General features: G+C 62.2%; 1 protein-coding gene (cut by both window edges). It reads right to left on the reverse strand.

The whole window is internal to an alpha/beta hydrolase gene (locus OG203_RS38050; RefSeq protein WP_405162039.1) on the reverse strand: the coding sequence, 53,844 nt in all, runs 19,544 nt past the left edge and 20,294 nt past the right edge, and what appears here is coding positions 20,295-34,300, spanning codon 6,765 (partial) through codon 11,434 (partial); the first complete codon in reading order (the gene reads right to left) occupies positions 14,003 to 14,005. Both codon boundaries (start and stop) fall beyond the window edges.

A 14,006-nucleotide genomic window follows, 5' to 3' on the forward strand; every position in this document is an offset into this window, starting at 1 on the left:
GCTGATTCGAGACGGCCAACTGCTTCAACAGGTTGAATACGCCCGCTGCGGAATAGGTTTGCTGGCCGATGCTCCGCGTGGGATCCGTGCGGCGCAGCGACGGGTCGACTTGCCGGAGCGCGTCGGCGATTTGCGGTGCGCCCGAGAAGTAATTGAGCGCGATCTCGTTGGTAGGCACCCAGGGCGCGGTGGTGACCAGGGCACGCAGATCTGCCGGGACCTCCATCTCGACGGCGACGGTGCCCGCCGGGGCGGCCTGCCGGGGCACGGTGGGATCGGAACTGTAGATGGCGGGTGGGATGTGGGGCGCGACGGCACCGTTTCCCGTTTCGGAGGTGTGGAACCAGAGCAGAGTGTCGAGCCCCACCGAGCCGCGGACAGTATTGGCCGGCGGCGGGAGATCGGCTTCGTTCAGCTGGAACATCCCGTTCCCGCGCTCGAAGAATGCCGCGATATCGGCGCCCATGGACAGCAGGATCTTCTTCAGGTCCGAGGTCAGCAGGCGCCGGCTGACCTCGACCTGTACCCGGTACGGGACCGGGAATTGGGTAATGGACCCGCCACTCTGCGTCCACGACGCGGCACCGGTTTCGGAGGTCTGCTCGTGGCTCTGGATGGCTTGTTGCTCGCCGGTGAAGCTGAATGCGGTCTTCACCTCGTTGTTCAGGGCGGGATTGAAGGTCAACTGGTGGCTCGTGATCCGCTTCTTACCGAATCCGGTGGCACCCGTGATGGGCAGGGCGCTGCCGTCGGCGCCGGTGACGCCGAGCATGGTGTCCAGCGCGGAGTGGTTGGTGACCTCTCTGCCGAGCAGGGTGCCGAGGTCGACATCGGGATCGGGGCGCGCGGTGAGCGTAATTGTTATCAAGGATGGGATGACCGAATGCGGCCAATCGCGGTCGGTGAAGCCGAGGGTGATGCGGCTGTCGGGCCCATCGTAGACGAGGGTGCGCAGGCCGAAGGTGGTGCCGAGGGTGTTCATCACGGACTCGAGGAATGGGAGGTAATTGCTCGAATTGATCTGGCCCGCGTGCTTGGCTTGTTCCTGCACGAGCTGCATCACGAGCTCTTCGAGGACATCGCGGCTGCCTCCGGCGGTGTCCGCATCGGGCCTGATGGTGGCCTTGACGACGGCGCCGTAACCGAGATGACCGCCGGTCTCCAGGAAGCTGAGGGGCAGGGTTCGGTCGGGCTCCGGCGCAGCGGGGATCCGGTAGTCGCTGTTCTCGTGGACAATCGCGGCCAGTTCGGGAATGTCCTGCAAGTCGTAGTCGTCGAGGAAGAACTCCACCCCATCGGGTACGGGGATGGCGCGAGTAATGGTGCGCGGCCCGCCAGGAAGCATATTGACGAGGGGATTGCGCGTACCTGACTCGAACTCGAGGACAAACGTTATGTCGGCACGCCACCGGTGCACACGTTCGTCGTTGGAGTTGCGGACCCGGCTGGAGTAAGTGCCGTCAGCGGCTGTGATGTGGTCTTCGTCGGTCCGGCCGTACTGATAGCTGCCGCCCGGCACGAATCTGCCGTCGGCGGATTCGCCGGGGGGGCTGGTGAGGGTGATGCCCCCGCGGTCGCCACGTTGGCGGGTTGCGGAGCGTTGGAATTTGGTATCGCGCCTGGCCCAGTGCTCCAGGTTTTTCCTACTCCGCCCCAGATATTCGGGATCGGTCAGGTAAGCCCTCAGCCTCCACTTGTAATTGGTTCCTCCCCAGATACCGTTAGAAAAGAGGCCCTCGCCGACGAGGCTGTCTTGCGAGATCGGCAGTGCGTTGGCCATCATCTGCTCCGGTGAGAAGGCGGCGTGGATGGCTTCGGCGACCTTCGACCAGGGATCCGTTGCGGGTTCGCCGAAGGCGTGTCGCCAGACCCACCGTCCGACACCGGTGGCCTGATCCACGACCCACTCCGCCTTGCCGAGCAGATCCTGCCCAACCGCAGGCCAGTTCACCGCCGGAGCAGGCTCCGCTTCGATCTCGAGGTGATCGGCCGGAAACGCGCCAGGCATCGAAGGATCGGTCCGGGTGTCGCGGGCCACACTGTGCTGCTCCTGCTGCGTGTTGGTGTCCGCTCGCTCCGGCTGCTGCTCGTGTTCCTGCGGCCGAGGCTGCTCCGCGACGTCCTCCGGCATAGAGCTGGGAACCTGGACCTCGGCTCCCCCCAACGGTTCCGGCGGCAGTTGCTCGTCGGCAGGGTAGGCACCCGGCACTGTCTGGGCGGACTCGTCGGTCTGCTGGAACCGGCCGCGGAGATCGCTGATGGCGGCAGCGGAGGTTGTCCGCAAATAGTTCAGGTAGTAATTGCGCAGATCGCTGACGGCGTCGGCGGCGGCCTTCCTGAGTTCCTTGCTGGCGATGAAATGCTGCACAACGGCGCCGTCGGGAATTCTCAGCACCCCGACTTCGAGGGTGCGGCCGACGGACGGCAGCGCGAGACGCCGAGTGTCCTCTGCGGTGAGCTCGCGGATGGTGGCGGGCGGGTGCGGCGCGGCGGCAGGCCGTTCGGACAGCATGTCGTCGGTGGGGATGGCCACGCGGACGCTGCCGTTCGCGGTGATCGTCTCGTCGGGGCGGCCTCGTTCGATGAACCGCACCTTGTGGATAACGGACAGTCTGACGACTTCGAGACCAGCCGAGCTGAGGGTGAACTTCTGCTCGCCGAAAGTCGAGCCGGATCCCCTGGTCCGCTTGTTCTTGCGGGAATGGTCGTAGACGCCGGTGACGCCGACTATCGGAGTCTTTATCGAGAAGTTGAACCCGCCTTGAAAATTCTGCCACGGCGACGACGCCGAGAATTCCTCGCTGCCCGACATCGCGGAACCGCTGACGTTATACGTCTGGGACTCCTTGTAGGTCGAGACGTGGTCGATGCCGTCGTACAGGTTATCCGAGGGATAGTGGCGTTCGGTGACGAACTCGATCCCGAAGCGCCGGACCCCGGTCGAGGTCTTCAACGTGAACCATTCGATGACACCGCCTTCGATCGACCCAGGCTGTGCTGCTCTCAGGCCTGTCGGGCCGAACATTTCGTCGAACTTGCGACGATTCTCGAGAAGCTGTTCGGCGGTGGCATTGTGGGTGAGCCAATCCAGCAGGCTTGGGGTGTTGTGTCCGGACGGGATGAAGCCACGATCGGCCAGGCGCTGCCGGGCCTGCCGGATCAACCCCGCGGCGCCGTCGACACCCAGCGGTGTCGTGTTCATTCCGTATTGCCGCAGAAGCGCGACATTCGGTGGCGGGTACAAAGTCTTGGTGGGAGCGTCACCGAGGTCTGCCAGCGACGGCACCAGCATGCGGACCGAATGGCGGCTCCCGTCGTGCAACGCGGTTCCGCTGGCAGGCTCGACCGGGGGACCGGACGGACGAACCAGCCTGACGCGAGCAGTCATGTTAGTTGTCACGTTCAGGAAGTTATTTCCCGCAAGACGCAGTGAATGCTGCTTCTGGGCCTCGTTGCTGTAGCGCAGCCTATGCGTTGACTCGCGGGATGCCCCGCCCCGGAGAGTGATTCCGCCACCAGAGGATGCGTGGCCGCTGTCCAACGTCCACGCCACGGAGGCACCGAGCATCTCGGTGATCGTCGAACTACCGTGCAAGCCCACCTGCCGTACCACATAGGATTCGAGTCGGCTCTGCTTCGCGGTCGGGCCGGTGATCTCCGCACCACTGTCCATCTCGATAGCGACCTGCAGATACATCGGTTCACCGGATTTTGTACGCAAGATCGGTGACGACCACCCGAAGCCCGCGTCCGGGTCCTCGGTGTTCCGGTTCGATGCGGGGGCCGAATCACCCCACGCCTTCGAGAACTCGTCGCGGAATTGTTCCTCATCGAAGAACTGCAACAGAACTCCGAGGGAAGCGTCGTCCAGATCGCTGAAATAGGACACGAACGCGGCGCACGTATTAGCGCGGAGCCGGTCGATGTCCAGAATGCCGAGGACGCCGTACAGCGGGAACTCGTGCTGCAGGCGTTCGATCGGCGGGGGCTGCGTGGTGGCATCATCCAGATCGATCGCAGGCAGCTCGCCACTCATGGTCATGTACATCGGGATATAAGCCTGCAGCAACGCGGCGTCGTGGACCGTCTCCCAGCCATCCATTCGCACCCGGAACACGTCGTGCCGACCGTGACCGAGTTGGATCTGCCACACCCCGACCAGGTCGTAGAGCTCGGACGGCCCAAGACTGCGCAGCTTCGTAGTTACCTGCAGCGTTGTCTTGACGGTCATGCTGGTGGACAACTCGTGGTAATCGGCGGCCAGCTGCCCGGTCAGCGCCACCCGCCGGAACGGACCGAGACGGACCGGCCAATCATAAGCGTAGGAATACGCGCCGGAGCGCAGGTTGGCAGCGCTGTTGCTATTGCCGTGGTCGGAGAAACCGGAATCATACCTCTGATTACCCACCGGAGGACCGTCACTGACCGGCGCCATCTGACCGTCGGACCGGCGCAGGACGTGCAGTGAAAGTCGTAAGAACGCCGGATAAGGGTTGTTCTGATAGGGCGCCTTCAACGGCGCTCCCGACTCGCTCATCAGCTGTGAGAATTTCTTGACAGCTGTCTCCAGCGCCGGCATGACGGCCGCCTCGAATTCCGGGTCAGGGCCGCGGTCCCCCTCGACCATTCTGATGACGTGCTCCCGCAGCATCCGCACCTGGTCGTAGGGGACCGGCCGCATGTGGATCAGGTGCTGGAGACCTTCGCGCCGGGTACCGATATCCCGGAGCGCCGGACTCAGACCGTCCGGGGGCCCGGGAAGGTTATCCGCACCGTCCGTGGATCCGAAAAGGCTATCCAGACCGAAGGTGGTTTCACCAAGCGCTGGCTCGAACGCCGAGGTCGTACGCCCGGAACCACCGAAACCGGTACCACCCATCACTTCGGCCAAATACTCCCCGAAATAGGGCGCTTCCGCCGAATCGGACTTACGTCTTGGCGAATCAGGCTCGTGGCTGTTGTTGTCGTCGGGGCCGAGGGCGAAGCGTGTTCGGGTTTCGGGGGCGCCGGGTGTGGCTTGGTTCGGGCGGTGGACCGTTGCCACGGTGAAAGCACGGTCGGTGTTGTCGATGTATGTGCGGAGGAAGGCAGGGATGGCGGTGCCTGGGACGCCCGAAAAGTCGTGGGGGGTGTCGAGGTCGTGGTAGTAGCGGTTTCGGAGTGTGAACTCGTTGGGGCCGGTGACGGCGAGTTCGAGTAGGCGGTGGGCATCGGTGATAAAGATGCGGGTGCCGAGCAGGTAGGAAGGAAGGCCGCGGCCGGTCTCCTCGGCGATAGCCACTTCTTTGGCGAGGTCGCCGAGAAGTTCGCGGGGATTGTCGAAGGCCTGGACAGTGTGGCCCGGCGGCGGAATGATTTCACCGTCAGGCGTATAGCAGACGGCGCTGATGGTGGCGAGTTCACGCCGGGCAACGGGCGGGAACGGGTATTCCTCCCCGGTTACCATATCTACCGAGGTGATGGTCAGCTCGGGGTTGTTGTTGACAATGGCGAACAGGCCATGTGCGCCGATACCGGTTTCCCTGTCGATGTTAGGGGTGGTGTAGGTGTGACCGATAAGTGCTATAGCGCCTGGCCCAGCGCTACGGATTTTCTCGGCAATGATGCTGTTGGCGATGTCGGCGTCGGTACCATAATCATGGAACGGTGCACCCGCACAGTAGTCGACACCGAGGCGCAGCATCCCCGGAAGGCCAGCGTATGGCGGGACTGTGATGTGGCGACTGTTATTACCGCGATGTCTGCCATTACCATGTTTGATCGCGGCAAGGGTCATCGGAATACATTCATTACCGTGGGGTTCGGTGGCACCGCGCAGCGGTTCGGTGGATCGGGTGGCGACGGGTTGGCCGTCGGGGTAAGTCGCCCCGGAGCGCGGGTCAGCCGCCGGTTCTCGCAGTGCGGCGGGAGCGGTGCCGTCCCGCGCGTCCGGCGCCGAAGTCCCATCCCTACCGCGCCGCGGCACCTGCAACGGCTCGTTCTGGTTGTCCCGCAAAGCAACCGCGACCAACGCAAGTAGCTGGGGGATCTGTTTCTTGTCCAATCTGCCTTCCATATCCACACGGGCGGATACATCGCGCACAATCTTGTAGACAGCGCTACGGGAGAGCTGGCATGCCCGCTGAATTTCCTCGATCGTGTAGTCGGCGGCATAGCACTCGAAGACGTTTCGCTCAGTGGGCGTCAAGAAAGGTGGTTCCGCTATCTTCGCCAAATCGGTGAGGGTCAGCACGCCATTGTCCAAGGCGCTCTGCTGCAAGGCCATGGCGGTCTCTGTCCAATTATCGAAATCTATGTGAATCTCGAATACTGTACCCAGCTCCATGATGTGATGCGATGACCAAGCTACGCCCTCGCCAAGTATTTCGTTGATATGTTCAGGCTGGTAGCCTTTAGCGGCATATGGGAGAATACGCTCCTCGGCTGGCGACAGGTATTCGGACTGATGCGGCACATTGTTTCTTATCCTGATGTATTCGCGGTCGGAGTTCAGCTTCTCTGCTGCGCCACGACCTGCGGCTTTCATTTTTTCACGCGCAGCAAAGATCCTCTTTTTCGGAGATAATATGCCCATAGCTCGCGCCATTCGCGGCTGGCTGTAGTCGGCGTCGATGTAGGCGAGGGTCTCCAGCATCTCTGTCGTCAAACCGATGGATGATGACCATCCCGGCACCGCGGCGGCGGGCGTGACAGCGATAGGACGTTCGACGAAAATCGTGGTGATATTGCGGCCGGGAGTATTGATGTGGCCGCGAACGAGTTCAAGGGCGTCGTCACCGGCGACGGGCTCGCCGTGCTGGATTTCCGGATTGGTGTTGGAGCGACGCTGCGGGCGAAGGCCGCCGTTCTCGTCGACGGTAAGCCAGAGTATTTCTTGGTCGTCGCCGAGGTGGATGATGGTGCCGGGCTGGTAGCCGGAGTACTCGACGCCCATGATCTGGATAATGCTCAACTCCGACATGAAATCGGAGAAAAACTCCATGACGTCATGGAAGTTCTGGATGCGCCCGTCTGCCGGATCCCAACGCGGTGGCAGATCGACCATCAAGTCGTCGGTATCCAGGGGTGCCGTGTCGAGGTCGAGGGTGGGTTGTGGTTCGGCGCCGCCGCGGAGTGGGTTGGTTGAGGGGGTGGTGTGTTGTTTGGTGGTGTGGGTGGTGAGGGGTTGGCCGTTGGGGTGGATGGCGATGTGGTAGTGGCCGCCGCCGATGTTGTCGCGGAATAGTGGGTGGGTGGGGGTGTTGGGGGTGCTGTGGTGGAGGTCGTGGGTGGTGCCGTCGGGGTGGTGGATGGTGAGGTTGAGTTTGAGGGTGTGTGCGAGGGCGGGGAGGAGGAATTCTGCTGCGGGGTCGGTGTATTGGGTGTCGAGGAGGAGGTTTTCGAGTTGGTCGCTGAAGGCGGCGTTGCGGAGTTCGGCGTAGGTCTCGTTGCGTTTGGCGGGTGAGTATCCGGGCATGAAGTGCTTGGGTGGGTTGGCGGGCATGAAGTCGTTGAGGATGTTGGTGCGGTTGAGGTAGGCGGTTTCGACGGCGCGGGCGCGTAGGTCGAGGTGTGCGTCGGGGTCGTTCATGTCGAGGATGCGGGCGATGGCGTGGAACATGCAGTTGCCGTCGCCTGGTTGTGATTGCCAGAGTCCGCCGCCGGGTGCGTAGATGTTGTTGATGTGTGGGCGGACGGAGAGTCTGGTGGTGTGCCGGGTGGCGCCACCTCTGAGGGGCTGGGTGCTGGTGGGCCGTGGCGAGCTGCCGTCCATCGAAACATCGCTCCCCGCCACCGGCGCCAGCAACCGCCACGCACGCGCAACCCGCACCAATTCCCGAACGTCCCGACTATCCCCCGACTTCAACCTGGCGAACATTCTGTCCACCAGCCCCCGAACATTCTGACTGTTCGCCAAATTCAACCCGGTGAGCAATTTCGCCACACGTTTTTTAACAGTGGGGGCAGTAATTCCGAGCGTCGCACCTATCGATTTCGGATCATTGAATTCTTCTCCCGCGAGCCTGTTGAGCACGCTCATTTCTTCATCCGTAAAGGAAACACGAGCGCCCGACTCCGGATCAAAACCGTGATACTCGAAATCCAGATCACCCGGCACCGGCTCCCTGTCGAGCACCAGCCAGGCGCGAGCCGCCCGCGCCAAACCCAGGTAGCTACGGTCATCACCCGCCAATTTCAAATCGTCGTACAACACGACGCATCGATTCTTTACCGCCGCAACGGTAATGCCGAGCTCGCCAGCTACATCGTCATGCTTCTTGCGCTCCATATTCGGCTTACGTTGCACGATCCGGGAAAGCAGCTGGACTTGACTGGCCTCGAACACCACCCGCCGATCAGCTGTCGGATCCCACCCGACATGCTCATAATCCAGGTCGCCAGGTTCCGGCTCACGAGGCAATAGCCACCACTGACGGGCCGTTCGCATCGCAGTGAGCTGATCGCCATTTGTCAATCCCAAATCATCGAACAGCACCTGAAAGCGCTGGGATACTGAACCTCGAGTGGCGCGCGTATCCCCGGCCGCATTGAACTCAAGGGCTAGGTCCTGATATTGCTTGCGCTCCCAATTGGGTTTGAGCCGCGCAGTCCGGAGAAGCAGATCCATCGCACCGGCATTGAACGACACCGGCTTACCGGACCCCGGTTTCCGACCGAAATACACAAAATCCACGTCACCGGGCAGCGGATCCGGTCGCAACCATCCATGCTCCCGACCCGCCCGCACCGCGACCCTCCGGTCCCGCGCGACCCCCAAGCTGTCGAAAATATCCTCCAGGAGCATATCTTCCCTAGGAACGTCCAGGTGCAGGGTGGCAACGATCTCCGCATTGGTTTTGCCCTGCGCAACCAGTTCGAGGATCTCCCGATGCGTCTCGGAAGGCGGGTCGATATCAGGCAGAACCCGCCCGACAGCCGCCACTTCGACTGCCCCTACACCCCGCAAACGCTTCGGCAAATCCGCCGCCGGTAACGTCGACGACCTCGCGTCACCCTGATCGACATCGAACTGCCCCCCGGCGCGCAGCACCGCCTGCACCTTGCGCTCACCGTCTGCCGACAATTCACGCCACGACACTCGCGTCCCCACACCAAATCCGCCATCGCTCAACACATGTGCGAACCGACCCGTTTCCCACACCCGAGCAACCCCGGCGACCACGGCTGGTTGCACCATCCGCACCACACCCCCGGCCCCCAACGACGGCAGACCTGCCAGCAGCGCCTCCTCGGTCGCCAACTGCACCTCACCGTCGCGAACAAGCCGCGCAAACCGGCCACGCTCCGCCGACTCCTCCAGCCGCGCAACAAATCTCGCCCCAGCACCGGAGGTGAACTGCAACTTCGTCCCCACCGGGAACTCGACCTTGGCGAATTTCTCCCGGAACAGTCGCCAATCGAACAGGTCGACTCGATCCGTCTCACCCACCTGTGAAAGGGCATCGAATAGGACAGCAGGCGGAGTATCGCTGCTGTTGTCGGATTCGGGGCTGAGGTTCATGGGTGACCCGAGGTCGGGTTCGAAGTGGTCGGATAGCTCGTCGATGTCGGGCTCGTCGATCCGCCGCCGCTGCTCGCGAGCAGCGGCGATGGCGGCTTCGTCGAGTAGATGCCACCGGAGGGCTTCGTCCTTGGCGGACGCGAGGTCGGAAACGCCGAGTTTGTCGTACGCACCGCCGCCGCGGATGCCGCCGGTCATCGCGGTGAGGATCTCACTCGGTTTCTTTCTGGGAAATTGAGTTTGGAGTTGGGCGGCGACTTCCTCTTCGGTTTCCCAGCCTGCGGCGAGTTGTTCGAGGATCGCTTTCTGAAGGGGGGTGAGTTCGGGGCCGGGGATTCTTGCTGTGTAGGCAGCGTTGTTGCGGTGGGTGCCGTGTCGGTAGGTGTTGTCGGGGCGTTGTTGGAGGTAGTGGATTTGTTGGCCGGGTGCGGGCGCGGTGATGAGGGTCTGTCGAGTGGCGTCGGGTTGGACGGCGATGATGTTGGTCTTCTTGTACTCGATGGCGGCATGGAGTGCGAAGCGGACGTCGGGGTGCGTGGCGGAGCTATGGAGGGTGGTGTGGCCGCTGCGCAGTGCGGTGATTTCGCGGGTGAACGTTTCGCGATCTTCATTGGTGACGAGGTGGAGGTATTTGTCAGGGTCTGCTTCGAGGTCGTCGGCGAGGTCGTCGCGTAGCCGCTGGGGGTCGTCGATGCCGAGCGTGTGGGCGAGGGCGGTGATCGGGTCCTGGTGGTCGCTGCTCCAGCGGCTAGGTGCGGGTGTCTCGACGGTGACACCAGAGGCGCCTCGGGTGTTGAGGCGTTCGAGGCGATCGAAGAATTCGGGGGCGTGCAGGGTTCGTTGTCCGTTGGGGTTCTGGACTTCGAATGTGCCGTTGGCACGGATGGTGGCGATTGCGTTGCGGGGGAGATGGATTCGAGTGTTGGCGGGCATGGTGTTGTGCTGGAGTCGATGGGTGAGGTCGGCAATGGTGGTGTGCGTGGCGTCGTGGGTCTTGTCGAACAGATGCCACCGGAACGCTTCGTCCATGGCGGACTCACGGTCTGAAACTCCGAGTTTGCGGTATATGCCGCCGTTTCTGCTGCTCAGCGCTGTCTTTACCGTCCCAGATTCAACTCCAATGAATCCGGTCTTGTTGAGTTGGGTCGCGATTTCCGCGTTTGTTTCCCAGCCTGCGGCGCGTAGTTCGAGGATCGCCATTTGCATGGTTGTGAGTAGGGGGCCGAAAATTGTGGTGACGTAGGGGACGCCGGGGAGGTGGGTGCCGTGTTGGTATGTGTTATCGGGGCGTTGTTGGAGGTAGTGGATTTGTTGACCGGGGGTGGGGTCTGCGATGAGGGCATATCGGGTGGCACCAGGATGGATGGCGATGATGTTGGTCTTCTTGTACCTGGTGGCGGCATCGAGTGCGAAGCGGACACCGGGGTGTGTGGTGGAGCGGTTGTGCGCGGTGCGGCCGTTGCGGAGTGCGGTGATTTCGTGCCTGAGTGCTTCGCGACGTAGGCCGGTGATGTATTGATCGAATTCTTCGACGCGGATCGCGGGGTAGCGGTCTTGGCCGTCGACGAATTGGTGGCGTTGCTGGTTTTCGTGGGCTTGTGCGGTATCGATGTAGTCGTTGGTGATGAGGTGGGCGTATTTGTCGGGGTCGGCTTCGAGGTCGTCGGCGAGGTCGTCGCGTAGCTGCTGGTGGTCGTCGATGCCGAGTACGTGGGCGAGGGCGGTGATCGGGTCGTGGTGGTCGTTGCTCCAGTCGGTGGGGGTGGGTGCATGGATGAAGAAGCCTGGGTTGCCTCGGGTATCGAGGTCTTCGAGATGGTCGAAGAACTCGGCGGCGTGCAGGACTCGTCGTTCCGTGGCGGAGCGGAGTTCGATCGTGCCGTTGGTGAGGACGCGGGCGGTGGTGTTGTCGGGGAGGTCGATTCGGGTGTCGTTCGGCAGTGTCGGGTGGTGGTGCCGGTTGGTGAATGTGTCGATGGTGGTGTGGGTGGCGAGGTCGGTGATGGTGGTGTGTGTGGTTGGTCCGGAGGTATCGGGGGTGGGGAGGCGGACGACAGCGGCGGTGACGCCGCCAGCGGTGTAGCGGCGGATGAGGTCAACGGCTTCATGGCCGTGGACGGGTTCGTCTGGGTGGTCGTCCGGATTGGTGACGGAGCTGTAGTGCGGAAGTAGGCCGCCGTCGTCGGTGACGGTCAGTCGCAGGGTCGTCGGGTGGCGGTTGAGGTAGATGGTGGTGCGGGGTTCGTAGCCGCCGATGCCGGTCTCCGCGGCGTGGATGAGCTCGCCCAGTAGCTCGTTGGAGTTGTTGAGTACCTTTATGCGGTCGGGGTTGGCGGGGATGTGCGCCGCCGCGGACCCGGTAGCGGGTGGGGTCAGCCCGATATTTCCGCCGCTACGCACCAAGAGGCCCGACAACTCCTGTCCTGGCGGCGGAGTGACTGCGGCACCTTCCGGCGAGAAGAGAACGGCGGGAACGTTGTGCAAATCGGGCAATAGCCCTGGCTGGTATTCGTAACGATGATGAACCCACTCGCCATCGGGCCCGACAAACTCTTCATCGATCCACACAACGCCGCCGTCATTCGTCAGCAGATACGTGTGCGCACCTATGCCGATACCGTCGACGTCAGTACCGTAGACCTGCAGTTCGTCCACGACCAACGCCGTCGAACCCGCCCCGAGAAGAATGAGCTCTTCCTCGATTTTGTCGTGATCTCGGAACCGTTGGAACAGTCCAGGAATCGCCCTCCTGAAATCTTGCTCCGACACTCCGCGGAGACCTATTATCGGATCTATCAAAAAGCCGACACCCGCATTAGGGTGACGCGCACGCAATCTCCGCAAAGTACGCGGCGCACACCTATTTCCGCCGGGTGTCCCTACGATGAGTGCGGTGACCCTGTCCCGGTCGAGCTTACCTTGTCGGGCTTGCCTGTTTGCTTCGGCGACCGCTCTTATTTCCCTACCGGAAAGGGGTCCGTTGCTTGCGCCGAATCGTGCTATCAGCCTGTTCTTCTCTCTTTCTGCTGATTCCACCGTAGACTTAGGACTCATGGCCTTGATGCTCGCGAGGATATCGCTGGGTTGGAAGATGCCCGAGGTAAGGCGCTGGAGTATCATGTTCGGCGTTTCCCGTGGCGCCCGCGGGGGCTTTCCTGCGCCGTCGATGGTGCCCTGATCGAGCAGGTCTCTGTCGTGGGCGATGGCGAGCATGGCCGCGATACGCTCGTTCATATCGAGCTTCTTATTTATTCCGAGTTCATCGCATATAGCGGACAGAGCGTGATATACGCTACCCTCTGAATCGGGGGCGCCTCGGTTGTTCAATTTCCGGTGGCGGGCGATGTCTTTGGGATTGGTGTAGCCAGCGGCAACATAATGGAGTACCGCGAACGATTTATCGCTCAGTTCGAGCTTGGAATAATCGGCCGATGGTGGGTCCGGGATAGCGTCGATGTCGTCTTGGTCGAGCTTATTGTCCAGCTTGGCCTTGTCGGCGATTTCGGTGCGTTGCGAGAAGGGGTCGGGGTTGTAGGGGAGGTTGAGGTCGTGGGCTGATGTGAGCAGTATTGTTTCGAGTGCCTGGTAGGTGATGTTGAGGCGTTTGACAATTTGTGTGTTGTCGTATTTTTTTATGACGTGGTTGAGGACGTTTTTCTGTTCGCGGGTCAGGGTGACCGACGGCGAGCCGGTAGTGGCCACGGTGCTGGTCGGCTGTTCGATTGGGCTCGAGTCAATTGAGTTCGGGCTGGCTGTGGAGATTTCGGTGGGTTGTTGGAGCAGGAGGATGTCGGCGTCGTCTGTTTCGCTTTCGCGGGAGTATTCGCCGAGATCGGAACCCTGTGCGGCCGCGGGACTGACGGGACTGTGGTGCTGGCTGCTGTCGTGGGTCGCTACCGGGGACGGTCGTGCGGCCGGCTCGGCGGTCGGCTCCGGTGTGTGGTGGGTGGTGCTCGGCTCGGCCGGTGCCTGGTGGCTGGTGTCGGGGTGTGCGCTGCTGCCGTCGGTGGGTGGCTGCTGGAGTTTGGACCTGGTGATTCGGTTGCCGTTCTCGTCGAGGAGCAAACCCGCGTCGATCATCCTTTCGGCTTGCCGCACCCCCCTTCCGACTGTGACCCCCCCATACTGATCAGGAATGGCCTTGATTCTCAATATGACTCTGATCAGACGGTATTTGTCCCGCCTTACGGTGAGCGACGTCGCGGGTATTTCGCGGTCGCGGAGGTAGCTGGCAATATAGCCGTTACTGGTGCGGCCTGCCGCGAGGTTCTCGAGTATCATCCGATATCTAGCATTCAGCCGGATAGGGGCGTCAGGTAGCTCGGGCAGCGGGTGCGCCTCGATGCTCTCATCGACGAACCGCAGAAACTCCCGGCGAGCTTTGGCGACGACGGTTTTGTCGAGTAGCTGCCATCGGCTGACTTCGGACATAGCGAAATCGGGGTCGACTCCGAGCCTGCTGTAAGCGCCGTAGCCGACATAGTCAGTCATCGCGCTTGCTACT

It is taken from the genome of Nocardia sp. NBC_01499 (assembly GCF_045040275.1).
Taxonomy (GTDB): Bacteria; Actinomycetota; Actinomycetes; order Mycobacteriales; family Mycobacteriaceae; genus Nocardia.